A 26,991-nucleotide genomic window follows, 5' to 3' on the forward strand; every position below is an offset into this window, starting at 1 on the left:
CTTTCGGTGGCAGGGCCGGAGGGAGTCGCCCCTGGGAAAACCTGCAGCCGGAAGCCGGAAAGCGGCCATGACCACGCCTAGCCGGTGTCAACCGGCGTGAATGGAGCTGGGCGGGTTCGCGAGCAAGCTCGCTCCTACGAAGAGCCGCACGCCTGACCTGTAGGAGCGAGCTTGCTCGCGAACCGCACCCACTCCGCCCTCCGCTAGCCGGCCCGCGCCAGGATCACCCGCGCCACCACCAGCGCCAGCACGCCGACGATGGCGAAGGCGGCAAGGGTCGCCACGCCGCCGTCGCGCTGGAGAATGTCTCTCCACGCTAACAGGCGGCGTGCGCAGCGGCGCGGCAGCCGACAAAGGGCAGGCTCTGCGACGCGGGGTAGCGGCCTGCATCAAGGTCTGGCGGCGAATCACTGTCTATCCTTCACCGGGCTGTCATGGAACAGGGATGGGGCAATGCCGAAGAAGCTGGTGCTGGTGGCGCTCGTCGCGCTGCTGCTGGGGGGCGGGCTGTGGTGGTACCTGCAGTCCCGCGAGAGTGGCGACAAACGCCTGGTGCTCTACGGCAACGTGGACATCCGCCAGGTGTCGCTGGCCTTCACCGGCAGCGAGCGCATCGCGACGATGAATGTCGAGGAAGGTGACGTGGTGAAAGCCGGCGATGTGCTGGCCAGCCTCGATACCCGCGCCCTGCGCCTGCAGGTCGACAAGGCCCGCGCGCAGATCGCCGCTCAGGAGCAGAACCTGCTGCGCCTGAAGAACGGCTCGCGCCCCGAGGACATCGATCGCGCCAAGGCGCAGGACAAGGCCGCCCGCGCCCAGCTCGACCTGGCCACGACCCAGCTGCGCCGGCTGCAGAACATCCGCGCCAACAGCCCCGGGGGCCGCGCCGTCAGCCAGCAGGACATCGACAGCGCCACCTCGCAACAGAAGGTCGCCCAGGCCGAGCTGGAAGACCGGCAGAAATCCCTGCGCCTGGCGCAGATCGGCCCGCGTGCGGAAGACATCGCCCAGGCCGAGGCCCAGCTCGCCGCTGCCCGCGCCGACCTGGCGCTGCTGCAGCACAACCTCGACGAGGCCGACCTCAAGGCGCCGCAGAACGCCACCGTGCGTTCGCGCCTGCTGGAGCCCGGCGACATGGCCTCGCCACAGCGCCCGGTGTACTCCCTGGCGCTGACCGACCCGAAATGGATCCGCGCCTACGTCAGCGAAACCAACCTGGGCCGCATCAAGCCCGGCATGAAGGCCCAGGTGTTCACCGACAGCCACTCGGACCAGGCCATCGACGGCCAGGTCGGCTTCATTTCCTCGGTGGCCGAGTTCACGCCCAAGTCGGTTCAGACCGAGGAGTTGCGCACCAGCCTCGTCTACGAGGTGCGCGTGCGGGTGGCCGACCCGGACAACCGCCTGCGCCTGGGCATGCCGGCCACGGTGCGCTTCGCCGACGAGGCGCGCTGATGGCCGAGGCTCCGGTAATCCGCGCGGAAGGCCTGGCCAAGCACTTCCTGGTGAAAGAGTCGGGCAAGACGGTACAGGCCCTCAAGGACATCCGCCTGGACATCCCCCGCGGCCAGCTCACCGCGCTGGTCGGCCCGGACGGCGCCGGTAAGACCACCTTCCTGCGCCTAGTGGCAGGGCTGCTGCAAGCCGATGCCGGCACGCTCACGGTGCTGGACGTGGACGTCCACGCCCATCCGCAGCAGGTGCAGGACCGCATCAGCTACATGCCGCAACGCTTTGGCCTCTACGAGGACCTCAGCGTGCAGGAGAACCTCGACCTCTATGCCGATCTCCATGGCGTGCCACCCACGCAGCGCCGGGAGCGCTACCAGCGCCTGCTGGAGATGACCGACCTGGCGCGCTTCACCGAGCGCCCCGCGGGCAAGCTCTCCGGCGGCATGAAGCAGAAGCTCGGCCTGGCCTGCACCCTGGTGCGCTCGCCGGACCTGCTGCTACTCGACGAGCCCACGGTGGGCGTCGACCCGCTGTCGCGCCGCGAGCTGTGGGAGATCATCCAGCAACTGATCGCGCAGGAGCAGCTCAGCGTGCTGGTGTCCACCTCCTACATGGACGAGGCCGAGCGCTGCGCCGAAGTCTTCCTGCTGCACCAGGGCCAGCTGATGGCCCAAGGCGACCCGGCGTCGATCCGCGCGCACGCCGACCACCTCTGTTTCATCGCCACGCCGCCCGCCGGCGAGCCCGCCCGCACCCTGCAGGCGCGCTTGCTGGAGGACCACCACAACGTCGTCGACGCGGTGCCGCAGTCCGGCGAGGTGCGCTTCATCCGCCAGCCGGATGCGGACCAGGCGGTGCTGGACAAGCTGCTCGACGGCGCCCCGGTCCGCCCGGTAGACGCGCGCCTGGAAGACGGCTTCATGTTCCTGCTGCGCGAGCGCAGCGACGCCGAAGCGGTGGACATGGAATCCCTCAAGGCCGGCACGCACCGCCACGAGAACAGCGACGAAGCGGTGATCGAAGTGAAGGACCTGGTGCGCAGGTTCGGCGACTTCACGGCCGTGGCCAGCACCAGTTTCAGCGTGCGCCGCGGGGAAATCTTCGGCCTGCTCGGGCCCAACGGCGCCGGCAAGACCACGACCTTCCGCATGCTCTGCGGGCTGCTGCCGGCCACCAGCGGCACGTTGCAGGTGGCCGGGGTCAACCTGCGCCACGCGCGGGCCCAGGCGCGGCGCAAGGTCGGCTACGTGTCGCAGAAGTTCTCCCTCTACGGCAACCTCTCGGTGGCCGAGAACCTGCGCTTCTTCGGCGGCGCCTACGGCCTGGGCGGAAAACGCCTGAGCCAGCGGATGGACGCGGTGTCGCGGCAATTCGACCTCGCCGGCCAGGAGGACGCGCCCAGCGGCCAATTGCCCGGTGGCTTCAAGCAACGCCTGGCGATGGCGGTCGGCCTGCTCCACGAGCCGGAAATCCTCTTCCTCGACGAACCCACCAGCGGCGCCGACCCGCTGGCCCGCCGCGGCTTCTGGCAGCGCATCACGGCGCTGGCGGCGTCGGGCACCACCATCATCATCACCACCCACTTCATGGAAGAAGCCGAATACTGCGACCGCATCGTCATCCAGGACGCCGGCAAGCTGCTGGCCATGGGCACCCCGCAGGAAGTCCGCGAGCAGGCCGGCGGCAAGGGCAGCACGCTGAACATGGAGCAGGCGTTCATCCAGATCGTCGAAAGCAACCGCCTCGATAGCAGCCACCAGCACGCCAAGACAGGTGCCGCATGAGCGCCGGCGGCTTCTGGCGACGCCTCGCCTCGCTGACCCGCAAGGAAGTGCGGCAGCTGGTGCGCGACCGCAGCAACCTGCTGATCGGCATCGGCCTGCCCATCGCGCTGATCCTGATCTTCGGCTACGGCCTGTCGCTGGACGTGAAGCGCGCCATCGTCGCCGTCGTCCTCGACGACCCGTCCCCCGTGGCCCGCGACGTAGCCGCCACGATCAGCCGCAGCGAGTACCTGGAACCGCACCTCGTGCGCTCCTTCGCCGAGGGCGAGGCGCTGATGAAGGCCCGCGAGGTGGACGCTCTGGTGCAGTTCCCCGCCGACTTCGGCCGCCGCCTGAACGAGGGCAACGCGCAGATCCAGGTGCTGGTGCAGGGTTCGGACGCCACCCGCGCGGCCAGCGTCTCCACCTACGTCAGCAGCGCCCTGGCCAGCTACGCCGAGAAGCAGGCCGACCGCGGCGGCGGCCTCAGCGCGCAATCCATGGACCAGCGCGGCGCGGTCACCATCGTCCAGCGCATGTGGTTCAACGCCGCCAACACCAGTACCTGGTACCTGGTGCCGGGGTTGATCGTGCTGATCATGACCCTGGTCGGCGCCTTCCTCACCGCCCTGGTGATGGCCCGCGAATGGGAACGCGGCACGCTGGAGGCGCTGTTCGTCACGCCGGTGCGGCCGGTGGAAATCCTCCTGGCGAAGATCATCCCCTGCTTCGGCATCGGCATGATCGGCCTCGCCCTGTGCCTGCTCGCCGCGCGCTTCCTGTTCGACGTGCCGCTGTACGGTTCCTTCGTCGTGCTGGTGATCGCCTCCATGCTCTACATGCTGGTGGCACTGGGCATCGGCCTGCTGATCTCGGCGGTGACCAAGAACCAGTTCCTCGCCAGCCAGATCGCCCTGCTCGCCAGCTTCCTGCCGGCGATGATGCTGTCGGGCTTCATCTTCGACCTGCGCAACGTGCCCACGGCCATTCGCATCATCGGCAACCTGCTGCCGGCGACCTACTTCATGGAGCTGGTGAAATCCCTGTTCCTGGCCGGCGACTTCTGGCCAATGATCCTCAAGAACTGCGCCATCCTCGCCGCCTACGCCGTCGCCCTATTGGGCCTGGCGAGGATGGTGACGCGCAAGCGGCTGGACTGAATTGCATGGAATTTCTCTGGCGCATCCTCAACCTCTGGCGCAAGGAACTGCTGGTGATCCTCAAGGACCCGGCCAACCGCATCGTACTGGTGGCGCCGGTGCTGATGCAGAGCGTGCTGTTCGGCTACGCGGTGACCTTCGACCTTAACGACGCGCCCTACGCCATCCTCGACCTCAGCCACAGCGAATCCTCCACGCGCCTCGCCTCGCGCCTGGACGGCAGCGGCATCTTCCATCGGGTGGCGACGCTGACCCGCGTGGAGGAAATCCAGACGGTGATCGACGAGCAGAAGGCGCTGCTGGTGATCCATATCCCGTCGGACTTCCAGACGCGCCTGGCCCAGGGCGACCCGGCGCCGATCCAGGTCATCCTCGACGGCCGCAACTCCAACACCGCCGGCTCCGCCGCCGCCGGGCTGGCGGTGGTGGTGCAGCAGTTCAACCAGGAGCAGGGCCTGGCCGCGGCGCCCATCAGCGTGGTCAGCCGCGCCTGGTACAACCTCAACCTGGAAACCCGCTGGCCGCTGATCCCCGCGCTGATCGCCACCCTGAGCATGATGCAGACGCTGATGCTCACCGCGCTCTCGGTGGCCCGCGAGCGCGAACAGGGCACCTTCGACCAGCTCCTGGTGACGCCCTACACGCCCCTGGAAATCATGCTCGGCAAGGCCATCCCGCCCCTGCTGATCGGCATGCTGCAAGCCACGCTGGTGCTGTTGATGGCGCTGTTCTGGTTCCGAATACCTATGGCCGGGTCGCTGCTCAACCTCTACGGCGGACTGGCGGTGTTCACCATGGCCTGCGTCGGGCTGGGCATGTCGATCAGCGCCGTGTCGCTGAACATGCAGCAGGCGATGCTCTACACCTTCGTGCTGATCATGCCGCTGACGCTGCTCTCCGGCCTCGCCACGCCGGTGCGCAACATGCCCGAGTTCCTGCAGACGGTCACCTACGCCAACCCGCTGCGCTTCGGCATCGACCTGATCCAGCGCGTCTACCTTGAAGGCGCCACCCTGGCCGAGGTGGGCTTCAACCTGATCCCCATGCTGGTGCTGGCCGCCATCACCCTGCCCCTCGCCGCGTGGCTGTTCCGCCACCGGCTTGCGTGAGAGAACCCCATGAAGCATTCCCTCACTCCCCTCGCCTGCTGCGTGACCCTGCTCGCAGGCTGCGCCGTCGGCCCCGACTACGAAGCGCCGCAACCCCAGGCGCCGGCCAGCTGGCAGGCGGCGCATTCGGGCGATACGCAATTGCACCCGGCCCAGGGCGATGTGCGCCTCGGCGAAGACTGGTGGACCCTGTTCGACGACCCGGTGCTGAACAACCTGCAACGCCGCGCCGACAAGGCCAGCCCCGACCTGCGCACGGCCGTGCTGCGCTTCGCCCAGAGCCGCACGCAGCGGCAGATGGTGGCGGCCCAGCGCGGAGTGGACGTCAACGCCTCCGCCGGCGTGACGCGCCAGCGCATGAGCGAGAACGGCGCCAACGCACTGATGATCCAGCGCATCGCCCCCGGCGCCGACAGCGACCAGATCAGCCAGGTGCTGGCCCAGCCCTTCACCCTCTACCAGGCCGGTTTCGATGCTTCCTGGGAGCCGGACCTGTGGGGCCGCATCCGCCGCTCGGTGGAGGCCGCCGATGCCAGCGTCGCCGCGCAGCAGGCCATGCTCGAGGAAACCCGCCTGGGCGTCTCGGCGGAGCTGGCCCGCGCTTACTTCGAACTGCGCGGCGTGCAGCAGCAGATCGCCGTGGCCAACCAGGACATCAGCGCTACCGAAGAATCCCTGCAACTGATCCAGGTACGCGCCGATGGCGGGCTGGTGGACGACTTCGACGTCGAGCGCCAACGCGGCCAACTGGCCGAGCTGCGCGCCAGCCTGCCGCAACTGCGTGCCAGCGAAAGCGCGGCGATCAACCAGATCGGCGTGCTGATCGGCGCCGAACCCGGCAGCCTGCGCGAGGAGCTGAAGCCCGTGGCGCAACCCGCGGCGCAGACCCCGGACCTGAGCCTCGGCCTGCCCTCGGAGGTGGCCCGCCGCCGCCCGGACATCCGCGCCGCCGAGGCCCAGCTGCACGCCGCCACCGCCAATGTCGGCGTGGCCGTGGCCGACCTCTACCCGTCGATCCGCCTGGGCGCGAAGTTCGGCTATGAATCCGCCGACGACGGCAAGTTCAGCGACTGGGGCAGCCGCACCTGGAGCGTCGGCCCGAGCCTGTCATTGCCGATCTTCGACAACGGCCGGCGGCGCTCGCAGATCAACCTGCGCCAGCTGGAACAGCAGGAAGCGGCGGTTGCCTACCAGCAGACCGTGCTCAAGGCCTGGCAGGAAGTGGACGACGCGCTGAGCCACTACGGCGCCGAACGCCAGCGCAACCAGCGACTGCAGGAAAAGCTGCACAGCAGCGACGTTGCCTACGGCATGGCCAAGGCGCGCTATGCCGGCGGCATGACCGACTTTCTGGTGGAGCTGGACGCCCAGCGCGCCTACCTGCAGTCGCGCCGCGACCTGGTGGACAGCGATACCCAGCTGCGCCTGACGCTGATCGCCCTGTGCAAGGCCCTGGGCGGCGGCACGCCGGCGTCCGGGGCCGAGGTCAGTTCTTCCGCGCGCTGAGCTTGCCGTCGCGCAGGTCCTTGGCGACCCGCCGCTGCATCTCGTAGGCGGGCGCCTCCACGGCGTCGTAGTCCTCGGAGTACCGCGTGGCGAAGCCCTGCACGCCCCACTCCTGGTACTGCTTGACGTGCCACAGCTCGTGGGCCCAGAGGGCGACGTCCTTCTGCGCGTCGTCCTCGCTGCGGAAGACGATCACATCCACCAGGGTGACCGCCTCGGTGTCGGGGTTCTGCATGATCGCCTGGGCGGCGTTCAGCTCGTCCAGCGCCCCGGTGGAATAGCGCGCGGCCATCAGCACCTCGTCGGAGAAATAGGGCTGCAGCTGCGCGCGGATTTCCAGCGGGATCGGCTCGGTGCCGCCCTGCTCCGCCTGCTCGCGGGACTGCTGCAGCCACACGCCCAGCGCCTGGGCGGCCATCTTGCGGGTATCCGACAGCACCGGGCCGAGCACCGCCCCCAGGTCCGGCAGGCAGGTGCAGGTGTCGAGGCAGACCTGGCGCTGGCCTGGCGGGCAGGTCGCGGCCAGGGCATCGACGGACGCGGCCAGCCCGGCGAGCAGCGCCAGGGCGCGCAGGAGACGGGTGGCAAAGGGGGACGGCATGCAAAGACTCCGCTACAACGTGGAGAAAGACCTGGTGCTCAGACAATGGCGCGGCGCGATCATGCCATGCCGCCAGCAAAAAAAGAGTGCTGGCGCGACGGATGAGACTTCTGCTAGTTTCTGACCCCATGAATGCCGCCAACCGCACCTTCCAGCAGATTATTACCACCATCGCTCCGATGGTGGGTTAGCGCATTCCAGCGAACAACCAAACCCGCCTCCCGGCGGGTTTTTTAATGCCCGCCGTCCGAGGCTCCCGATCGAGGAGACACCGATGGACCCGGCAAACCCACCCGTATCGCATCCCGTGCACGCGCTCATCCAGGCCGCCGACGAGGCCATCGGCCGCGAGGACTTCGACGCGCTGATCGGGTTCTATGCCGACGACGCCGTGCTGGTGGTCAAGCCCGGCCTGCTGGCGCGCGGCAAGGCGCAGATCCGCCAGGCCTTCGTCGCCATCGCCGGGCACTTCGGGCACAACCTGCGGGTGCGCCAGGGGCGCCTGGAAATCCTCGAGACCGGCGACACCGCCCTGGTGGTCGCGCAGACGCTGCTCGACACCAGCCACGGCAAGCTCAGCCGCCGCGCCACCTACGTATTCCGCCGCGACGCCGATGGCGCCTGGCGCTGCGCCGTGGACAACTCCTACGGCACCGACCTGCTGGAGGCGACCCCATGAGTACCGGCACTCTGCACCTGCTGTGCGGCAAGGCAGCGTCGGGCAAGTCCTGCCTGGCCCGCGAACTGGCCGAGGCGCCGGGCACCGTGATGCTGGCCGAGGAACACTGGCTGGCCGAGTTGTTCCCCTGGGGCATCAGCAACCCCGATGACTACCAGCTCTACGCCCGCCGCGTGCGCAAGGTCATGGGCCCGCACGTGGTCGGCCTGCTGCGCGCCGGCACCAGCGTGGTGCTGGACATCCCGGCCAACACCTTGGCCGACCGTCGCTGGCTGATCGACCTGGCGCAACAGGCCGGCGCCGCGCATTGCCTGCATTTCCTCGACGTCGACCCGGCCACCTGCCGCAGCCGCCTGCTCGCCCGCCACGCCCTCGCCCCGCTGTCGGCGCCGCTGGACCCGGCCGGCTACGAGGCGCTCAACCGCTATTTCGTCGCCCCGCGCCCGGAGGAAAAGCTGCAGGTGCAGCGCCATGGCGCCTGAGCGCGTAGAATCGCCGCCCCCAATGGAAAGACCCGATAGATGAACACCGACGCCATCGCCACCCTGCGCGAGCAACTGCTCAGCGCCCTCAACCCCGCCCCCGCGGAAACCCGCCGCCTGTTCCATGGCCGTGGCCGGCGCTGGCCGGGGCTGGAGCAGGTCACCGCCGACTGGCTGGAAGGCGTGCTGCTGGTGTCGCTGTTCCGCGAGCCGGAGGCCGATGAGCTGGCCGCTCTGCGGGCCATGCTGCTGGAACTGGCGCAGGGCGATACCTGGCGCGCCAGCGGCGCCCGCAGCCTGATGCTGCAGCACCGCTACACCTTGGAAAGCACCATGGAAGTGCTCGCCGGCGAGGCCTTCGACGGCTGGCAGATCAGCGAGCACGGCCTGCGTTACCAGCTGGACCTGGGCCGCAAGCAGAACAACGGCCTGTTCCTCGACATGCGCTACGGCCGCCAGTGGGTGCAGGCCAACGCCGCGGGGCTGCGCGTGCTCAACCTGTTCGCCTACACCTGTGGCTTCTCCGTAGCGGCGATGGCCGGCGGAGCACAGAAGGTGGTCAACCTCGACATGGCCCGCGCCGCGCTCAGCCGCGGGCGCGACAACCACCGCCTGAACGGCCACGACCTGTCGAAGGTGAGCTTCCTCGACCACGACCTGTTCAAGTCCTGGGGCAAGGTGAAGAAATCCGGCCCGTACGACCTGATCATCATCGACCCGCCGAGCTTCCAGAAAGGCAGCTTCGTCCTCGACAAGGACTACGCCCGCGTGCTGCGCCGCCTGCCGGAACTGCTGGACGGCGCCGGCACCGTGCTGGCCTGCGTGAACGATCCGGCCGTGGGCGTGGACTTCCTCCTCCAGGGCATGGCCGCCGAAGCGCCGCAACTGCGCTTCGTCGAGCGCCTGGAAAACCCGCCGGAGTTCGCCGATATCGAGGAAGACAGCGGGCTGAAGGCGCTGGTGTTTCGGATGGATTGATCCGGCGAGACAGCGTGGGCCGTGAAGAGCGTCCGTAGGATGGCGTGGAGCGAAGCGATACCCATCGATCCTGCGCACCTAGCCCCATGGGTATCGCAAGCTCCACCCATCCTACAAAAGCGTCGTAGGGCGGATAACGCCCTGGGCACGGCCCCTTTTGTAGGAGCGAGCTTGCTCGCGAACCCCCCTTCACGCCGGGCCAACCGGTGCAATGCGTTCGCGAGCAAGCTCGCTCCTACGAGGAGCAGAGCCTCCGCTTCACCAGCGCCATGACGCAAGAACGGCGGATAACCATGAACGGTTATTCGCCCTACGGACTGGAAATATGGGTGCCTGAGCATCCCCTCACCCCAACCCTCTCCCAGGGGAGAGGGGGCTGATCGTGCTGGCTGACGCCATGGCTTAATCCTGCTCCGGACGGCCCCCTCTCCCTCTGAGCGGGGCGCGCAGCCAGGGCCAGGGTGAGGGCCGATCCATGCGCAGGAGCTCAGGGTAGGAGCGGGCCATGCCCGCGATTGCGCCCATGGGGCACTCCTACAGGGAGTATCGGTGTGGGGCGTAAGACATATCCCGATGAAAGGCCGCGCTAACCCTTGCGGCCAAGCCCCCATCGCGCCATCCTTGGCACTGTATGTAAAACCAGTGCCCGCCGATGCTTGCGCCGCTCGACCCCAGCCTCTACTACCTGACCAACTTCCACCGCGCCCTCGACTGGATCGACGAACGCTACGCCGACCTGCTCGACGCCGAGGAAGCCCGCTTCATCGCCGATTTCCGCGCGCTGCCGCTGGCCTCGCGGGCGTTGCTGGTGCGGCTGGTGATGCGCAAGGGGCCGCATTTTCGCGCTGGCAAGCTGAGCTACGCGGAGATCGGCGACATTCCCAGCGCCGCCGCGCCGCTGCTGGCACTGGGCTGGCTGGACGACGCTTGCCCGCTCACGCTGGAAGAACTACTGCCGCTACTGCTCAAGGACGAACTGCTCGCGCGCTTTCGCGATGACCTGCCGCGCGGCGCGCTGAAGAAGGCCGAGCTCTACGAGCACCTGCACGCCTACCACGACCAGGTACAGCCGTTCGCCGGCTGGTATCCGGGCCTCGACCCGCTCTACACCCTGGTGGCCACGCCGCTGTGCGACCGCCTGCGCCTGCTGTTCTTCGGCAACCTGCAGCAGGACTGGTCCGAATTCGTCCTCGCCGACCTCGGCATCTTCCGTTACGAGAGCGTCCCGTTCACCGCCGACTCCCGCGCCTTTCGCCGCCGCGACGACCTGGAGGCCTATATCCACCTGTGGAACGCCGCCGTGCGCTTCGACAGCGGGGAACCCATCGACGAGCTGCTGGCCGAGCTGGGCGACTTCCGCAGCGACAATCCCTACCTGCAGGAGCGCCACGGCCGCCTGCTGTACCGCATGGCCTACCAGCTGGAACGCGAAGGCCAGCTGGACGCCGCCCTGGCGCTGTACCGGCGCACCGCGGCCGGCGGTTCCCGACAGCGGCAGATCCGCGTGCTGGAACGCCTGCAACGCATCGAGGAAGCCCACGCGCTGGCACGGAGCGCATTGGCCGCGCCGGAAAGCGACAGCGAGCTGCAGTTGGTCGAGCGCGCGCTGACCCGGCTGGTTCGCCAGTTGGGTCTGTCGAAGCAGAAGCCGAGCAAACCGACGCCACCGCTGCGCATCGACCTGGAGCTGCCGCGCCCGGACGTCAACGTCGAGTTCGCCGTGCAGGCCGTGCTGCACGAGGACGAAGCACCGGTGCACTACGTGGAGAACGCACTGGTGTGCAGCCTGTTCGGGCTGCTCTGCTGGGAGGTGATCTTCACGCCGCTGCCCGGTGCCTTTTTCCACCCCTTCCAGGCCGGCCCCAGCGACCTCAACCGCAGCGACTTCGTCAGCCGCCGCGCGCAGGCCTTCGCCGCACGCCTGGCGCTGCTGGACAGCGACGCGTACCGGGCGGCGATGCGGGCCACCCATGCCGCCAAGTTCGGCATCATCTCGCCGTTCGTGCACTGGGAGCTGCTGGACGAAAACCTGCTGGAACAAGCCCTGCACTGCCTGCCCGCGGCGCACCTGAAGCTGTGGTTCGAACGCCTGCTGGCCGACCCGAAGGCCAACCGCGCCGGCATGCCCGACCTGATCCAGTTCTGGCCCGGTGAGGCGCGCTACCGGATGATCGAGGTGAAGGGCCCCGGCGACCGCCTGCAGGACAACCAGAAGCGCTGGCTGGCCTTCTGCGCCGAGCACAGCATGCCGGTGGAAGTCTGCTACGTGCGCTGGGCGGACGACGTGGCGGAAAGCGCGTGAGCTACGCCATTGCCGTGCGCGCGCTGTGCGAATTCACCGCCAAGGAAGGTGACCTCGACCTGCGCTTCACCCCCGCCCCCACCGCCCAGGAAGGCATGGCCGGGCACGCCACGGTGGTCGCCCGCCGCGGCCTGGGCTACATCGCCGAACTGCCACTGCGCGGCGAGTACCCGGGGCTGGTGGTCAGCGGCCGCGCCGACGGCTACGACCCGAACGAAAACCTGCTGGAAGAGATCAAGACCCACCGCGGCGACGTCGCGCGCATCCCGCAGAACCACCGGCTGCTGCACTGGGCGCAGGTGAAGGTGTACGGCTGGCTGCTGTGCCAGACCCTGGAGATCGACGCCATCGACCTGGCCGTCGTCTACTTCAACGTCATCACCCAGAAGGAAACCGCATTCCGCGAGCGCTTCGCCGCGGACGAGCTGCGCGCCTTCTTCGAGCTGCAATGCCAGCGCTTCGTGCAGTGGGCGGAGCAGGAAAGCGCCCACCGCGTCGAGCGCGACCTGGGCCTTGAGGCGCTGCGCTTTCCCTATGCCGACTTCCGCCAGGGCCAGCGCATGCTTGCCGAGTCCGTCTACCGCGCCGCCCGCGACGGCCAGACGCTGATGGCGCAGGCCACCACCGGCATCGGCAAGACCCTGGGCACGCTGTTCCCGCAGCTCAAGGCCTTCCCCGGCCAGCAACTGGACCGGCTGTTCTTCCTCACCGCCAAGACCCCCGGCCGGCGCCTGGCCCTGGACGCCCTGGCGACCCTGCGCCAGCAGGAGGCCGCCCAGCCGCTGCGGGTGCTGGAGCACGTCGCCCGCGACAAGGCCTGCGAACATCCGGACAAAGCCTGCCACGGCGAATCCTGCCCGCTGGCCAAGGGTTTCTACGACCGCCTCCCCGCCGCCCGCGAGGCTGCGCTCCAGCAGCGCTGGCTGACCCAGGAAGCGGTGCGCAACGTGGCGCTGGAGCACCAGGTCTGCCCCTACTACCTGAGCCAGGAACTGTGCCGCTGGGCCGACGTGGTGGTGGGCGACTACAACTACTACTTCGACATGACCGCCCTGCTCTACGGCCTCACGGTGCTCAACGACTGGAAGGTCACCCTGCTGGTGGACGAGGCGCACAACCTCATCGAGCGCGGCCGCGGCATGTACAGCGCCGAGCTGGACCAGGGTGAGTTCAACGCCCTGCGCAAGGTCGCCCCGGCCAAGCTGAAAAGCGCGCTGGAGCGCGTCGGCCGGCACTGGAACCAGCTGCACCAGGACCAGGACGTCGACTACCAGATCTACCCGACCATCCCCGACCTGTTCATCGCCGCGCTGCAGAAGGCCGTCAGCGCCATCACCGACCACCTGACCGACCAGCCCACCGGCAACGAGGCCGAGCTGCTGCGCTTCTACCTCGACGCCATGCTGTTCTGCCGGCTGGCCGAGGCCTACGGGCCGCACTCGCTGTTCGACATCACCCGCCACGACGTCAGCGCGCGCCGCGTGCTCTCGACCCTGTGCCTGCGCAACGTGGTGCCGGCGCCCTTCCTCGCCGAACGCTTCAAGGTGGCCCACAGCACCACGCTGTTCTCCGCCACGCTGACCCCGGCGCACTACTACGCCGACCTGCTCGGCCTGCCCGAAGACACCGGCTGGCGTGAAGTGGAGTCGCCGTTCCGCGCCGAACAGCTGGAAGTCCACGCACTGAGCAACCTGTCGACCCGCTACCAGCATCGCGAGGCCAGCCTCACGCCGATCAGCACGCTGATGGCCCGGCAGTTCCGTGCACGTCCCGGCAACTACCTGGCCTTCTTCAGCAGCTACGCCTACCTGCAGCAGGCGCTGGAGCGCTTCACCGCCGAGCACCCGGACATTCCCTGCTGGGTGCAATCGCGCAGCATGAACGAGATCGAGCGCCAGGCCTTCCTCGACCGCTTCACCCCCTCCTCGCGCGGCATTGGCTTCGCCGTGCTCGGCGGCGCTTTCGGCGAGGGCATCGACCTGCCGGGCGAGCGCCTGATCGGCGCCTTCATCGCCACCCTGGGCCTGCCGCAGGTGAACGAGGTCAACGAGGAGATCAAGCAGCGCATGCAGGGAATGTTCGGCGACGGCTACGACTACACCTACCTGTTCCCCGGGCTGCAGAAGGTCGTCCAGGCGGCCGGCCGGGTGATCCGCACTCCGACGGACTCGGGGGTGATCTACCTGCTCGACGACCGCTTCAACCAGCCGGGGGTGCGGAAGTTGCTACCGGGATGGTGGAAGCCGGAGCGGCTGAAGTTCATCGCCGACCCGCCGCGATTCAAGGCGCCGCAGGGGTATCTGCTGCTGTAGCCCCGCCCCCCGTGGCGGGATGGACCTCGTGCCGTGCGGTTCGCGAGCAAGCTCGCTCCTACAACCTGCCTGTAGGAGCGGGCCACGCCTGCGACAGCCACCGCGGCGTATTCCGATCACCCCGGAAATACCGAGGCCCCCGCCACATTGTAGGAGCGAGCTTGCTCGCGAACCTGCCCGAAACGCCGCCCTCGCCGGCGGATCGCGGGCATGGCCCGCTCCTGCAGGATGAAAAAAACGGCACTCGCAGCGCCCTTGCGCGATCCATTGACGGAAGAGTCCTCGAGGAGTCGCCATGAGCACACCGCCGGAGCTGCTGGAGCTTCCCCCCGACCTGCACTACGTCGACGACAGCCTGCCGGGCATCAGCCGGCGCCGCCTGCGCGGGCGCTTCGCCTACTTCGATCCCGGCGGCGAGCGGATCCGCGTGGAAGCGGAAATCGAGCGGATCAACCGCCTGGCCATCCCGCCGGCTTACCAGGACGTGTGGATCTGCCTCGACCCGCTCGGCCATCTGCAAGCCACCGGGCGCGACGTGCGCGGGCGCAAGCAGTACCGCTACCACCCGCGCTGGACCGAGGTGCGCGACAGCGTCAAATACGAGCGCCTGCTGCGCTTCGGCGCCAACCTGCCCGCCTTGCGCGCACAGATAGAACAGCACCTGGCCCTGCCCGGCCTGGGCGCGGAAAAGGTCATGGCGACGGTGGTCGAACTGCTCGACCGCACCCTGATCCGCATCGGCAACCAGCGCTACCGCAAGCAGAACCGCTCGTTCGGCCTGACCACCCTGGACAGCCGCCACGTCGAGGTGCAGGGCGCGCGCATCCGCTTCGCCTTTCGCGGCAAGAGCGGCGTCAAACACAGCGTGGACATCGAACACCCGCGCCTGGCGCGCATCCTCCGGCGCTGCCTGGAGCTGCCCGGCCAGCAGTTGTTCCAGTACCTGGACGAGGAACGCCAGCGGCACATGATCGACTCGCGCGACATCAACGCCTACCTGCGCGAGCACGCCGGCGAAGGCTTCACCGCCAAGGACTACCGCACCTGGGCCGGCAGCACCCTGGCGCTGGAGTATTGCCGCCGGGCGCCCTGGCAGGACGAGAAAAGCGCCAGCCGCCAGCTCAAGGAGATCATCGCCCAGGTGGCGAGCGAGCTGGGCAACACCCCGGCGATCTGCCGCAAGTGCTACGTGCACCCGCGGGTCATCGAAGCCTTTCTCGCCGGCGAGCTGGTCAACCTGCCCAAGGCCCGCAAGCGCAAGCACCTGAGCGCCGAGGAAGCCACCCTGCTGGCCTTTCTCGCCGCGCACTGAAGGGAACCGGGCGCAGGAATGGCGGTCCAGAGCGTCATGAGAGGAAGAATGGCCCTCAGCCACCAGTGCGAAAAAGGTTCGAGACAGCCACACTGACGTGCTTTCATACAAGGTCGTCAGAAACTGCCCATTCTCATCGGCCGGCGTGACTCGCCGGTCCCAAACGGAGTGCCCGACTTGCCCGTCGCCGACACCGCCCTCGACCAGGCCATCGAGCGTTGTGCCCAGGAGCCGATCCAAGTGCCTGGGAGCATCCAGCCCCAGGGATTCCTGCTGGTGCTGGACGAAGCCGACCTGCGCATCCTCCAGGCCAGCGAGAACGCCCAGCGCTGGCTCGGAATGCCCGCCGGCGAGCTGCTCGGCCGCGACCTTGGCGCGCTGATCGGCGATGACTTCGACCTGCGCGCGCACCTGGAGCAACTGCCGGAGGGGGAAATCTTCCCCTTCCATATCGGCGACGTACGCCTGCGCCTGGGCCCGTCGGCGGGCGAGCGCACCACGCTGCAGGTGCACCGCTACGACCAGGTGCTGATCGCCGAATTCGAGCCACGCCGCAAGCGTGCCCCCGGCGACCCGCATGTCGACTTCTATCCGCTGGTGCGCGCCTTCGTCAGCAGCCTGCACACCGTCGGCAGCATCGAGGAGCTGCTGCAGCGCTCCGTGCGCGAGATCAAGCGCATCACCGGCTTCGGCCGGGTCAAGGCCTACCGCTTCGACGCCGACGGCAATGGCCTGGTCATCGCCGAGGAAGCCGACCCCGGCTATCCGCAGTACCTGGGCCTGTGCTTTCCCGCTTCGGACATTCCGCGCCAGGCTCGCGAGCTGTACCGCACCAACCGCATCCGTGTCATCGAGGACGCCAACTACCAGCCGTCCCCGCTGGTCCCGGCGGACAACCCGCGCACCGGGCGGCCGCTGGACATGAGCTTCGCCGCCCTGCGCAGCGTCTCCCCGGTGCACCTGCAGTACATGCGCAACATGGGCACCCTGGCGTCCATGTCGCTGTCCATCGTGGTGGACGGCCGCCTCTGGGGGCTGATTTCCTGCCACCACCGCGAGCCGCGCCCGGTCGGCTTCCAGACCCGCACCGCCTGCGAGCTGCTGAGCAGCGTGCTGTCGTTGCAGATCGAATCCCGCGAGTCCCACGCCAGCACCCGCCAGTTGCTCGAACTGCGCCAGCGCATCGTGCAGATGCTGTCGGCCATGGCCGACCACGACAGCATCAGCGATGGCCTGCTGGAGCTGCCCGACGTGCTCCTTGACTTCGCCCAGGCCAGCGGGGCGGCGATCATCTCCGCCGAGCGCTGCGACCTGGTCGGCGCCACCCCGCCCGCCGCCCAGGTCAATGCCCTGGTGCACTGGCTGGCCCGGCGCGGCGACGAGGTGGTGTTCCATAGCGACAACCTGCAGCGCGACATCGCCGAGCTGCCGGAACTGGCCGAGCACGCCGCCGGCGTGCTGGCCGTGGCCATCTCGCAGATCCACTCGCACTACATCGTGTGGTTCCGCCCCGAGCAGGCGCGCACCGTGGACTGGGCCGGCCGCCCGGAGAAGGAGCTCGACGTACAGGGCAAGCTGCACCCGCGCCACAGCTTCGAGCGCTGGCGCGAGGAAGTGCGCGGCTATTGCGCGCCCTGGCAACCGCTGATCGTCGATGCCGTGGTGGAACTGCGCACCTCGGTGCTGGGCATCGTCCTGCGCAAGGCCGAGGAACTGGCCCAGTTGGCCGGTGAGCTGCGCCGCTCGAACAAGGAGCTGGAAGCCTTCTCCTACAGCGTGTCCCACGACCTGCGCGCGCCCTTGCGGCACATTGCCGGCTACGCCGAACTGCTGACCGAGATCGAGAGCCAGACGCTGTCCGAGCGCGGCCGCCGCTTCCTCCAGCACATCGAGGACGCAGCGAGCTTCGCCGGCACGCTGGTCGACAACCTGCTGAGCTTCTCGCAGATGGGCCGCTCGGCCCTGCGCCTCTCCGAAGTGGACCTCAACGCGCTGGTGGAAACCATCCGCGTGGAGCTGCAGCCGGACTACGCCGGGCGCGACATCGTCTGGACCGTCGCCACGCTGCCCAAGCTGCTCGGCGACCCGGCCTTCATCAACCTGGCGCTGCGCAACCTGATTGCCAACGCCATCAAGTACACCCGTGGCCGCGACCCGGCACGCATCGAGATCGGCGCCCGGCAGACCGCCAGCGAGACGGAAATCTTCATCCGCGACAATGGCGTGGGCTTCGACATGGCCTACGCCGGCAAGCTCTTCGGGGTGTTCCAGCGCCTGCACCGCATGGAGGAATTCGAGGGCACCGGCATTGGCCTGGCCAGCGTGCGGCGCATCATCGAACGCCACGACGGCCGGGTCTGGGCCGAGGGCCGCATCGACCACGGCGCCACCTTTCACTTCGCCCTGCCGCGCCACCCGCGCAAACACTGAGGGACCCTCCCAACATGCTCAAGCCCATCCTGCTGGTCGAAGACAACCCCAGGGACCTGGAACTGACCCTGGTCGCCCTGGAGCGCAGCCAGCTGGCCAACGAAGTCATCGTCATGCGCGACGGCGCCGACGCCCTGGACTATCTGCTGCGCCGGGGCGCCCACGCCGGGCGCGACGACGGCAACCCCGCCGTGCTGCTGCTCGACCTCAAGCTGCCCAAGGTCGATGGCCTGGAAGTGCTCAAGGTGGTGCGCGACACCCCCGAGCTGCGCAGCATTCCCACGGTGATGCTGACCTCCTCGCGGGAGGAGCCGGACCTGCTGCGCGCCTATGAGCTGGGCGTCAACGCCTACGTGGTCAAGCCCGTGGAATTCAAGGAGTTCGTCACGGCGATTTCCGACCTCGGGGTGTTCTGGGCCGTTCTCAATGAACCTCCGCCCGGTTCGTTGCGTCTGAACCGTAGACGCAACCCGTGACGGAGCGGTGATGGCCGAAGTCCCGCTGAAACTGCTGATCGTCGAAGACAGCGCCATGGATGCCGAGCTGACCCTGCTGCGCCTGGAGCGCAGCGGCATGAAGGTGGATGCGCGGCATGTCTTCGACCACGTTGGTGTCGAGCACGCCCTGCACGAGGGCAGCTTCGACCTGATTCTCTGCGACTGCGTGTTGCCCGGATCCTCCGGCACCCACGTACTCGCTATCGCCCAGCGCATGGCGCCGGACGTGCCGTTCATCTTCCTCTCCGGCATCTATGGCGAGGAGCACGCGGTGGAGATGATCCGCCTCGGCGCCACCGACTACGTGCTGAAGAAGAACCTCTCGCTGCTGCCCAAGGCGGTGCGCCGTGCCCTCACCGAAGTGCAGGAACGCCAGCGCCGGCGCCGCGCCGAGGAAGCCCTGGCGGACGTCGAGGCGCGGGCGCGCATCGCCATCGACGCCGCCGGCATGGGCACCTGGGAATTGCGCCCGGAAGACGGCGTGCTCCTGTGGGATGACCGCTGCAAGACGCTGTTCGGCCTGCCGGCGGATACCGACATGAGCATGGACATCTTCTACGCCGGTATTCATCCGGAGGACGTGGAGCGGGTGCGCCATAGCGTCCTGCGCGCCATGGACGCTCAGGGCGACGGCCGTTACCGCGTGGAATTCCGCACCCGCCAGCCCGGCGGCCTGGAACCGCGCTGGCTGTTGAGCAACGGCCAGGCGCAGTTCGTCGATGGGCGCTGCGTGCGCTTCTCCGGGGTGCTGCAGGACATCCACCAGCAGCGCAAGGCGACCCAGGCACTGGAGCAGCTCAACGAGATGCTCGGCGAACGGGTCGAGCGCCGCACCCGCGAGCGCGACCGCTCCTGGGACCTCTCCCAGGACCTGCTGGCGGTGCTCAACAGCGACCTCACCCCGGTCGCCCTCAACCCGGCCTGGGAGAACACCCTGGGCTTCCAGCGCCAGATGCTCTCGCGCATGTCGCTGCTGCAACTGCTGCCCGAGCAGGACCAGGAATCCTTCCTCACCGAGCTGGCAACCTTCGCCCACGGCGGCACCAGCGCGCGTTTCGATGGCCGCATCCGCCACGCCAACGGGCGTGAGCGCTGGTTGTCCTGGGTGGTGGTGCCCGAGGACACGCTGCTCTACGTGGTCGCCCGCGACATCACTAGCGAGCGCGAAGCGGCGCTGGACCTGGCCGAGGCCAACGCGCGGCTGCGCGAGCAGATCGCCGAGCGCGAGCGCATCGAGGCCGCGCTGCAGCAGATGCAACGCCTGGAAGCGGTCGGCCAGCTCACCGCTGGCGTCGCCCACGACTTCAACAACCTGCTGACGGTGATCCTCAGCGGCGCCACCTTCCTCGAGCGCGACCTGGCCAAGGGCGACTACGACAAGGCCGGCAAGCGCTTGCAACACATCCGCGAGGCGGGCGAGCGCGGGGCCAAGCTCACCGCGCAGATGCTCGCTTTCTCCCGCCGCCAGCGCCTGGAGCCGGTGCCGCTGAACCTCAACGACACCCTCGCCGGCCTCGAGGAGCTGCTGCGCCGCTCCCTGGGCGGCAACATCTCGGTGCGCCTGGAGCTGGACGGCGGCCTGTGGCAGGCGCTGACCGACCCGACCCAGACCGAGATGATCATCCTCAACCTGGCGATCAACGCCCGCGACGCCATGCCCGGCGGCGGCCAGCTGGTGCTGTCCACCCACAACACGCACATCAGCCACCCGCCCAGCCGCCCGGAACACCCCGAGCCCGGCGACTACGTGGTGCTGTCGATCCGCGACACCGGCTGCGGCATGGACGAGGATGTGCTGAGCAAGGTCTTCGAGCCCTTCTTCACCACCAAGGACATCGGCAAGGGCTCCGGCCTGGGGCTGGCCCAGGTGTTCGGCTTCGCCAAGCAGTCCGGCGGCGGCGTGCACATCGACAGCGAGCCCGGGCGCGGCACCCAGGTCAACGTCTACCTGCCGGCGGTGGAGCGCTCGCCCAACCACGAGGACAACCCGCAGGAACCGCTGGCGGCACTGGCCGACAGCGGCCGGGACCGCCACATCCTGCTGGTGGACGACGACGACCTGGTGCGCGAACTGCTCGGCGATGCCCTGCGCCTCTACGGCTACCGCGTGCGCCAGGCCAGCAGCGGCCAGCAGGCGCTGGAGATGCTCGACAGCGATGTCGACCTGCTGCTCACCGACTTCGCCATGCCCGAGCTGAACGGCGCACAGATGGCGCGGATCGCCCGCGAACGCTTCCCGTACCTGCCCGTGGTGTTCCTCACCGGCTATGCCGAGCTGCAGGGCCTGGAGCTGCCCGGCAGCGTGGTGATCCAGAAACCGGTGCGGCACGAGGAACTGGCGCGCTCGCTGGGCGAGTTGCTCGGCAGCGACTGACGCGGGCGTGTCATTGCTCGGCGCGGCTGAACTTGCCCGCGCCCGCACCGTTCTACCGTCCTGCCATGCTCGCAACCGGGACGGTCCGATGACCCTCGCACGACCGCACAGCCAGCTCCCCGGCGACATCCAGCGCACCGACCTGCCGGCGCGCCTGGACCGCCTGCCCTGGGGGCGCTTCCATACCCTGCTGGTGATCGCCCTGGGCATCACCTGGCTGCTCGACGGCCTGGAAGTGACCCTGGCCGGCGCCGTGGCCGGTGCGCTCAGGCAGAGCCCGGTGCTGCACCTGAACAGCGCCGACATCGGCCTGGCCGGCGGCGCGTACATCGCCGGCGCGGTGCTCGGCGCCCTGCTGTTCGGCTGGCTCGCCGACCGCCTGGGCCGCCGCCGGCTCTTCTTCATCACCCTGGCCGTATACATCGGCGCCACAGCGGCGACGGCGCTGTCGTGGAACCTGGCGAGCTTCCTGGTGTTCCGCTTCCTCACCGGCGCGGGCATCGGCGGCGAGTACTCGGCGATCAACTCGACCATCCAGGAATTCACCCCGGCACGCTTTCGCGGCTGGGTCGACCTGGCGATCAACGGCACCTTCTGGGTCGGCACCGCCCTGGGCGCGGTGGGGTCGGTGATCCTGCTGGACCCGACGCTGCTCGGCCCCGAGCTGGGCTGGCGGCTGTGCTTCGGCATCGGCGCGGCGCTGGGCCTGGTGATCCTGGCGATGCGCCTGTGGCTACCGGAAAGCCCGCGCTGGCTGCTGATCCACGGCCAGCCGGAAGCGGCACGGGAAATCGTCGAGGGCATCGAGCAACGCCTGCGCCAGCAGGGCCACCGCATTGAGCCGGTCGGTCCGGACGCGGTGCTGCTCCTGCGCAGCCGCCATCACACACCCCTGCGCGAGGTGTTCGCCACGCTGCTGGTCAGCCACCGCCAGCGTTCGCTGGTGGGCCTGACGCTGCTCACCGCGCAGGCGTTCTTCTACAACGCGATCTTCTTCACCTACGCCCTGGTGCTGACCGATTTCCATGGCATCCCCGCCGACCGCGTCGGCTGGTACCTGCTGCCGTTCGCCCTGGGCAACTTCTGCGGCCCGCTGCTGCTCGGCCCGCTCTTCGACCGCCTCGGCCGACGCCTGATGATCAGCGCGACCTACCTCGCCTCCGGCGTTCTGCTGCTGGTCAGCGCCGGGCTGTTCGAACGCGGCGTGCTCGATGCCACCGGGCAGACGCTCGCCTGGATGGTGATTTTCTTCTTCGCCTCGGCAGCGGCCAGTTCCGCCTACCTGACCGTGGCCGAGACCTTCCCCCTGGAAATCCGCGCCCTGGCCATCGCCATTTTCTATGCCCTCGGCACCGGCCTGGGCGGCACCGCCGGGCCATTGCTGTTCGGCCAGTTGATCGAGACCGCCAGCCGCTGGAACCTGTTCCTCGGCTATCTGCTCGGCGCCACGCTGATGCTCGTCGCCGGCGTGGTGCAGGCGATCTGGGGCGTGGCGGCGGAGCGGCGTTCGCTGGAGTCGGTGGCCGCGCCGCTGTCCCAGGTGAGAGCCAATCACGTTCAATAGCAAGATTGTTCAAGCCAGGCGCTGCGCTTTTCTGCCACGCTGGCGGCACTTATCTGCCTGCAAGAAGCCTTCATGTCCCACGATCAGCTTGCTTCCCGCGCCTTCCTCAAGGGCGCCATCGACATCATGCCGCTCTCCCTCGCCGTGCTGCCCTGGGGCCTGCTCGCCGGTTCCCTGGCCATCGACGCCGGGCTCTCGCCGCTGCATGGCCAGGGCCTGTCCGCCATCGTCTTCGCCGGCGCCGCGCAGCTGGTGGCCATCGGCATGCTCAAGGGCGGCGCCGGGTTCTTCTCGATCATGGTCACCACCCTGCTGCTGACCTCGCAGCACCTGCTCTACGGGATGACCATGCGCCCGCTGATTTCCGGCCTGCCGGGGCGCTGGCGCGCCGGCCTGGGCTTTCTGCTCACCGACGAACTGTTCGCCCTCATCAGCGGCCATGACCGCCAGACCTTCAACCGCTGGTATGCCCTGGGCGTGGGCCTGACGTTCTACATCGCCTGGAACCTCTTCACCCTCGTCGGCGTGCTGGTGGGCTCGAGCATTCCGGACCTCGAACACCTGGGGCTGGACTTCTCCATCGCCGCCACCTTCGTCGCGCTGATCGTGCCGGTGGTGAAGAACCTTCCCACCGTGGTCTGCGTCGCCGTCTCGCTGTTCTGCTCGGTGCTGCTGAGCTACTGGCAGGTCGGCTCGGCATTGGTGCTGTCGGGGCTGGCGGGCATGTTCGCCGGCTTCCTCTGCCAGAAATTCTCGGGGGTGCGCGCATGATGGCCTGGGCAGTGATCGTCGGCATGGGCCTGATCGTGTTCTTCAACCGCTACGTGTTCCTCGAACCGCGCCTGCCGATCCGCCTGAGCAGCAACGTGCGGCAGTTCCTCGGCTTCGCCGTGCCGGGGATGCTCACGGCCATCTGCGGGCCCATCGTGTTCCTCCCGGAGCACCAGTTGAACCTGCGCGTGGACAACCCCTACCTGCTCGGCGCCGCGGTCGCCGTCGCCCTGGTGCTGTGGACGCGCAACGTGCTGCTCAGCGTGATCCTCAGCATGGGCGCGTTCTACCTGCTGCGCTGGTGGCTGTAGCGGCCGCCGACACGCCGTTGTCATCCTTGCCGGCTAAGGTGCTCGTCCATCCCTCGCGCAGCCAGAAGAAGGACGATGACGGTCGACACGAGCACCTCGCGCAAGCAGTTCCTGATCCGCTCGGAGAACATGAGCGCCGACGATTTCGGCGAGCTGTACACGCGGATGTTCGGCAACCTTTATTCGGGGATGCCACGCCCGGAGCGGCCGGTCGCCATCGGCGGCGTGTACGGCCGCTACGAGGGCGTGAGCTTTCGCCGCCTGAGCTTTCGCGGCGACCTGCTGACCGAGATGCCGGACCTGGACGACGAGATCACTTTCATCTTCCCCAGCGCCGGGCGCGTGGTCTTCAACCAGTCCAGCGACCGGGTCGGCATGCCCGGCGTCGGCCTGGCCATGGAGAAGGCCCAGGTACGCTCGGTGGGCTTCATCGATGGCCACGCGCATCATGGCCTGTCGGTGCGCCGCGCATTGTTCGCCCGGCGCCTGGCGATGCTGCTGGGCCGGCCGATCACCCACAAGGTGCGCTTCCAGCCACGGGTGGACCTGGGCAGCGAGGCCTTCCAGGGCATCAAGGCGATCGTCGCGATGGCCACCGGCAACGAGTTCGAGGTGCTGATCCGCTCCAGCGCGCTGATGCCGGAGCGACTGCAGGAGATGCTGGTGGATTCGGTGCTGGACAGCTGGCCGCACAACTACAGCGAAGCGCTGCGGCGCCCTGCCCCGCAGATCGCGCCACGCCACGTCAGGCTGGCCATGGAGTACATCCAGCAGCATCCCGACGCGCCGGTCAGCGGCAGCGCCCTGGCGGAGCTGACCAACGTCAGCCTGCGCGCGTTGCAGGATGGCTTTCGCCGCTTCGTTGGCCGCTCCATCGTCGGCTACCAGCGCGACGTTCGCCTGCAGCGCGCCTATGAGGCGTTGCAGCGGGACGATGCGCGGTCGGTCAGCGAGATTTCCCTGGCGCTGGGCTTCAGCAATGTCGGGCGCTTCTGCCAGTACTTCCAGAACGCCTACGGAATGAGTCCGGCGGAGTTGCGCCGCCGTTTCTCCGTGCCCCTCTAGCGGCGCGACTGGTCTGGTTCGCGAGCAAGCTCGCTCCTGCAGGCAACCGGCAGCGTGGGAGCAGCTCTGTCCGAGATGTTGTCCGGCGCGATGCGGATCAATCGCGGACAGAGTTCGCTCCTACCTGGCCGGGAATGACGGCGCCAACCTGTAGGAGCGGGCCATGCCCGCGATCGCGCCCGGTGGGCGCTCCTCCGAATGAGCGCTACAAATTTTGCCGGTAACTCCCATTCCGCCGCGCAGGATGTCGCGGGCATGGCCCGCTCCTACAGAATTGCAGCCCCTCTCCCTCTGGGAAAGGGGCTGGGCGGGCCCGGATATGTTCAGGCGTGAAAAAACAGCCCGCCGCGAATTCTGCGGCGGGCCGCTCTCTACAGCGCGGTGCCGATCAGAACTGGTAACTGGCCTTCAGGCTGCCGCTCGCGCCGTGGCTGCCGCTGCCGCCCAGCGCGCCGACTTCGGCGCCGACGCTGAAGTCGCCCTGGCTGGCGGTCAGGCTGAACGCGCCGTTGAACTGGTCGCGGTTGTCGAAGGCGGCACGCTGCGACACATCCAGCCCCAGCAGGTGGCCCTGGCTGTCGACTTGGTAATCGCCCAGCGCATGGTCATAGCCCACTTCTAGCCCCGGCACCATCTGCCAGCCGCTACCCAGCGCCACCGGGGCGAACGAGGCCTTGAGGTTGGCGTAGGCGCTGCGGCGGTTCTCGCTGATGTCGTCGACCTCCAGCGCCAGTTCGCTGCCCTTCTCCTGGAAGCCGTCCAGGTCCAGGTGGCTGTAGCGCAGGCCGATGCTCGGCTCCAGGGTGACGGTGGACACCGCCGTGCGATAGCCCAGCGCGACGCTGGCGCCGCTGAGCTTGCCGTTGGTGTCGCCCTTGGCCTTGCCCAGGCCGCCGCCGAGGTCGCGCTTGCTGTCGTAGTCGAGCCAGCCGTAGCTGAGGTCCGCGTCGACGAACAGCCCCTGCTCGAGGCTATCGAGCGCCAAGCGCGCCCCGCCCCGGACGAAGGTCAGGTCGGTGTCCACGTCACCGCCGGCGCCGCCCACGCTGCCCTTGCTGTAGCCGAAGCCGGCATTGCCGCTGAGCTGCTCGGAGAAGCGCTGGGTCACGCCGACCAGCAGGCCCTGGGTGTGCTCGTTGCTGCTCTGGGCGTCGGAGCTGGCCGAATTGCCCTGGTAGCCGGCGAGCGCCGTGGTCCACAGGCGGGTTTGCCCGCTCTTGAGGTCGACGCCGCTGGCGTAGGGTGCGGCGGCGCGGTCGATCAGCGCGTCCTGGCGCAGCAGGTAGCTGGCCGCGTCGGCATGCACCTGGCCGCCGACCGTGGATTCGACGCCGCCCAGGGTGCCGGCGTCGATGGCCGATTGCAGGTAGTAGTTGTAGGCGGTGTAGGCGCCGGAGAGGTTGCTGTTCTGCAGTTGGGTGAGCAGTTGCGCGCCAGCGGCGGCGTTGCCGGACATCCCGGCGGTGCCCGGCAGGGTGCTGTAGTAGACCATCTTGCCGCGCAGCACGTAGATGGTTTCCTGGGAAAGGCCCAGGCCCTGCTTCAGGTAGTTGTCCATGCTGCCGTACTGGGCGGTGACTTCATCCAGGCCCGCCTGCAGGAAGCTGGCCTGCACGCCCAGCAGCGGTTCGTAGATGGCCGCCATGCTCGCCGGCAGCATCGCCAGGGTCGCCTTGACCCGTGCGGCGGTGTAGTCGTTGGTGGCCAGGTAGTTGTCCATGATGGTCTGGCTGTCCACCCCGGCGATGCTCAGCAGCACCGCGGCGGTCCAGCCGGTGCGGTCCTTGCCGGCGGTGCAGTGGAACAGTGCGGCGCCGTCGGCGGCGGCCAGCTCGTTGAACAGCGTGGTGAACTGGCCGCGGATGCCGGCGTCATTGACGAAGGCGCGGTTGGTCTCCTCCATCATGGCCACGGCTTCGGCGGCGCTGCTGAAGGACAGGTTGGTGATGTTGGCGCCGGAGGTGGTGCTGCCGATGATGTCGATGTTGCGATAGGTCGCCCCGGCCGGCAGGGTGTCCGGGGTGCCGGCGATTTCGCTGGGAGTGCGCAGGTCGAACACGTCGCTGATGCCCAGGCTGTTGAGCACGGCCAGGTCGGTGCCCTTGGGCGTCAGCGCGTTGGAGCGGTAGAACACGCCGGAACGCATCACGCCGTCGTTGGACGTGGTATAGGCGGTGGTGGTGCCGGCGATGTCGCGGAAGTTGTCGATGCCGGCCAGGCGCGGCGTGTCCAGGGCGTAGGTCTCGGCCGCGTTGGCGCAGGCGATGGACAGGCTGAGCAGGGACAGCCCCAGGGATGCGGAAAACAGAGCACGATGAAACAC

Annotated in this window: 20 protein-coding genes; 18 read left to right on the forward strand and 2 right to left on the reverse strand. The window is 68.5% G+C overall.

The genetic code is table 11. The annotated features are described in order from the left end of the window. Window positions 1-453 precede the first annotated feature (453 nt). From N0B71_RS24205 to N0B71_RS24225, 5 genes are read left to right on the forward strand one after another with little or no spacing between them, the layout of a single operon-like run. Window positions 454-1,455 (forward strand): HlyD family efflux transporter periplasmic adaptor subunit, encoded by a 1,002-nt coding sequence (locus N0B71_RS24205; RefSeq protein ID WP_259755413.1) that lies wholly within the window; start codon window positions 454-456, stop codon window positions 1,453-1,455. Beyond that, complete coding sequence (locus N0B71_RS24210; protein WP_259755414.1) at window positions 1,455-3,236, forward strand: ATP-binding cassette domain-containing protein; 1,782 nt, start codon at window positions 1,455-1,457, stop codon at window positions 3,234-3,236. The genes N0B71_RS24205 and N0B71_RS24210 overlap by 1 nt, the downstream gene beginning before the upstream one ends. Continuing rightward, on the forward strand, window positions 3,233-4,375 hold the full coding sequence (locus N0B71_RS24215; protein ID WP_259755415.1) for an ABC transporter permease: 1,143 nt from the start codon (window positions 3,233-3,235) through the stop codon (window positions 4,373-4,375). Before N0B71_RS24210 ends, N0B71_RS24215 begins: the two co-directional genes overlap by 4 nt. A 5-nt stretch (window positions 4,376-4,380) precedes the next feature. After that, window positions 4,381-5,484, forward strand: a complete 1,104-nt coding sequence (locus N0B71_RS24220) for an ABC transporter permease (protein WP_259755416.1) — start codon at window positions 4,381-4,383, stop codon at window positions 5,482-5,484. Between the two features lie 9 nt (window positions 5,485-5,493). Then, on the forward strand, window positions 5,494-6,990 hold the full coding sequence (locus N0B71_RS24225; RefSeq protein WP_259755418.1) for an efflux transporter outer membrane subunit: 1,497 nt from the start codon (window positions 5,494-5,496) through the stop codon (window positions 6,988-6,990). On the opposite strand, the gene N0B71_RS24230 is transcribed toward N0B71_RS24225, so the two are convergent. Beyond that, window positions 6,971-7,591: an eCIS core domain-containing protein gene (locus N0B71_RS24230; RefSeq protein WP_259755419.1), complete on the reverse strand. Its 621-nt coding sequence runs from the start codon at window positions 7,589-7,591 to the stop codon at window positions 6,971-6,973. The genes N0B71_RS24225 and N0B71_RS24230 overlap by 20 nt on opposite strands. Window positions 7,592-7,865: 274 nt before the next feature. Here N0B71_RS24230 and N0B71_RS24235 point away from each other — a divergent pair, with 274 nt between their 5' ends. The 13 genes from N0B71_RS24235 (at window position 7,866) to N0B71_RS24295 (ending at window position 24,668) form a co-directional block, all read left to right on the forward strand. Then, the gene (locus N0B71_RS24235) at window positions 7,866-8,270 is read left to right on the forward strand and encodes a YybH family protein (protein WP_259755420.1); all 405 of its coding nucleotides are present in this window, start codon (window positions 7,866-7,868) and stop codon (window positions 8,268-8,270) included. Continuing rightward, window positions 8,267-8,752 carry an AAA family ATPase gene (locus tag N0B71_RS24240; protein ID WP_259755421.1) on the forward strand — a complete coding sequence of 162 codons (486 nt, stop codon included), beginning with the start codon at window positions 8,267-8,269 and terminating at the stop codon, window positions 8,750-8,752. Before N0B71_RS24235 ends, N0B71_RS24240 begins: the two co-directional genes overlap by 4 nt. Window positions 8,753-8,791: 39 nt before the next feature. Continuing rightward, entirely contained in the window at window positions 8,792-9,730 is a 939-nt protein-coding gene (locus tag N0B71_RS24245; RefSeq protein WP_259755422.1) for a class I SAM-dependent methyltransferase, read from the forward strand. A gap of 652 nt (window positions 9,731-10,382) precedes the next feature. Continuing rightward, the gene (locus tag N0B71_RS24250; protein WP_259755423.1) at window positions 10,383-12,032 is read left to right on the forward strand and encodes a VRR-NUC domain-containing protein; all 1,650 of its coding nucleotides are present in this window, start codon (window positions 10,383-10,385) and stop codon (window positions 12,030-12,032) included. Further along, window positions 12,029-14,344 (forward strand): ATP-dependent DNA helicase, encoded by a 2,316-nt coding sequence (locus N0B71_RS24255; RefSeq protein ID WP_259755424.1) that lies wholly within the window; start codon window positions 12,029-12,031, stop codon window positions 14,342-14,344. Before N0B71_RS24250 ends, N0B71_RS24255 begins: the two co-directional genes overlap by 4 nt. Window positions 14,345-14,639: 295 nt before the next feature. Further along, window positions 14,640-15,656, forward strand: coding sequence for a DNA topoisomerase IB (locus N0B71_RS24260; protein WP_259755425.1), 1,017 nt, complete (start codon window positions 14,640-14,642; stop codon window positions 15,654-15,656). Window positions 15,657-15,833: 177 nt separating this feature from the next. Beyond that, a complete protein-coding gene (locus N0B71_RS24265) occupies window positions 15,834-18,086 on the forward strand; it encodes an ATP-binding protein (protein ID WP_259755427.1) in 2,253 nt (750 codons plus the stop codon). A gap of 14 nt (window positions 18,087-18,100) precedes the next feature. Further along, on the forward strand, window positions 18,101-18,562 hold the full coding sequence (locus N0B71_RS24270) for a response regulator (protein WP_259755428.1): 462 nt from the start codon (window positions 18,101-18,103) through the stop codon (window positions 18,560-18,562). A gap of 10 nt (window positions 18,563-18,572) precedes the next feature. Then, window positions 18,573-20,957, forward strand: coding sequence for a hybrid sensor histidine kinase/response regulator (locus N0B71_RS24275; protein ID WP_259755429.1), 2,385 nt, complete (start codon window positions 18,573-18,575; stop codon window positions 20,955-20,957). An 88-nt stretch (window positions 20,958-21,045) separates the two neighbouring features. Next, window positions 21,046-22,521, forward strand: coding sequence for an MFS transporter (locus tag N0B71_RS24280; protein ID WP_259755430.1), 1,476 nt, complete (start codon window positions 21,046-21,048; stop codon window positions 22,519-22,521). Between the two features lie 72 nt (window positions 22,522-22,593). Next, window positions 22,594-23,292: an AzlC family ABC transporter permease gene (locus N0B71_RS24285; RefSeq protein ID WP_259755432.1), complete on the forward strand. Its 699-nt coding sequence runs from the start codon at window positions 22,594-22,596 to the stop codon at window positions 23,290-23,292. Continuing rightward, window positions 23,289-23,603, forward strand: a complete 315-nt coding sequence (locus N0B71_RS24290; protein WP_259755433.1) for an AzlD domain-containing protein — start codon at window positions 23,289-23,291, stop codon at window positions 23,601-23,603. The genes N0B71_RS24285 and N0B71_RS24290 overlap by 4 nt, the downstream gene beginning before the upstream one ends. Before the next feature lie 75 nt (window positions 23,604-23,678). After that, the gene (locus tag N0B71_RS24295) at window positions 23,679-24,668 is read left to right on the forward strand and encodes an AraC family transcriptional regulator (protein WP_259755434.1); all 990 of its coding nucleotides are present in this window, start codon (window positions 23,679-23,681) and stop codon (window positions 24,666-24,668) included. A 388-nt stretch (window positions 24,669-25,056) separates the two neighbouring features. On the opposite strand, the gene N0B71_RS24300 is transcribed toward N0B71_RS24295, so the two are convergent. After that, the gene (locus N0B71_RS24300; RefSeq protein WP_259755435.1) at window positions 25,057-26,991 is read right to left on the reverse strand and encodes a tyrosine-protein phosphatase; all 1,935 of its coding nucleotides are present in this window, start codon (window positions 26,989-26,991) and stop codon (window positions 25,057-25,059) included.

The organism is Pseudomonas sp. GCEP-101 (assembly GCF_025133575.1).
GTDB classification, from domain to species: domain Bacteria; phylum Pseudomonadota; class Gammaproteobacteria; order Pseudomonadales; family Pseudomonadaceae; genus Pseudomonas; species Pseudomonas nitroreducens_B.

Coding starts and splice junctions, on each gene's coding strand:
- N0B71_RS24240 (WP_259755421.1), top strand. CDS start 8,267: ATGAGTACCGGCACTCTGCACCTGCTGTGCGGCAAGGCAGCGTCGGGC.
- N0B71_RS24275 (WP_259755429.1), top strand. CDS start 18,573: ATGGCCGAAGTCCCGCTGAAACTGCTGATCGTCGAAGACAGCGCCATG.
- N0B71_RS24230 (WP_259755419.1), bottom strand. CDS start 7,591: ATGCCGTCCCCCTTTGCCACCCGTCTCCTGCGCGCCCTGGCGCTGCTC.
- N0B71_RS24285 (WP_259755432.1), top strand. CDS start 22,594: ATGTCCCACGATCAGCTTGCTTCCCGCGCCTTCCTCAAGGGCGCCATC.
- N0B71_RS24245 (WP_259755422.1), top strand. CDS start 8,792: ATGAACACCGACGCCATCGCCACCCTGCGCGAGCAACTGCTCAGCGCC.
- N0B71_RS24225 (WP_259755418.1), top strand. CDS start 5,494: ATGAAGCATTCCCTCACTCCCCTCGCCTGCTGCGTGACCCTGCTCGCA.
- N0B71_RS24215 (WP_259755415.1), top strand. CDS start 3,233: ATGAGCGCCGGCGGCTTCTGGCGACGCCTCGCCTCGCTGACCCGCAAG.
- N0B71_RS24295 (WP_259755434.1), top strand. CDS start 23,679: ATGACGGTCGACACGAGCACCTCGCGCAAGCAGTTCCTGATCCGCTCG.
- N0B71_RS24235 (WP_259755420.1), top strand. CDS start 7,866: ATGGACCCGGCAAACCCACCCGTATCGCATCCCGTGCACGCGCTCATC.
- N0B71_RS24290 (WP_259755433.1), top strand. CDS start 23,289: ATGATGGCCTGGGCAGTGATCGTCGGCATGGGCCTGATCGTGTTCTTC.
- N0B71_RS24205 (WP_259755413.1), top strand. CDS start 454: ATGCCGAAGAAGCTGGTGCTGGTGGCGCTCGTCGCGCTGCTGCTGGGG.
- N0B71_RS24270 (WP_259755428.1), top strand. CDS start 18,101: ATGCTCAAGCCCATCCTGCTGGTCGAAGACAACCCCAGGGACCTGGAA.
- N0B71_RS24280 (WP_259755430.1), top strand. CDS start 21,046: ATGACCCTCGCACGACCGCACAGCCAGCTCCCCGGCGACATCCAGCGC.
- N0B71_RS24220 (WP_259755416.1), top strand. CDS start 4,381: ATGGAATTTCTCTGGCGCATCCTCAACCTCTGGCGCAAGGAACTGCTG.
- N0B71_RS24260 (WP_259755425.1), top strand. CDS start 14,640: ATGAGCACACCGCCGGAGCTGCTGGAGCTTCCCCCCGACCTGCACTAC.
- N0B71_RS24210 (WP_259755414.1), top strand. CDS start 1,455: ATGGCCGAGGCTCCGGTAATCCGCGCGGAAGGCCTGGCCAAGCACTTC.
- N0B71_RS24250 (WP_259755423.1), top strand. CDS start 10,383: ATGCTTGCGCCGCTCGACCCCAGCCTCTACTACCTGACCAACTTCCAC.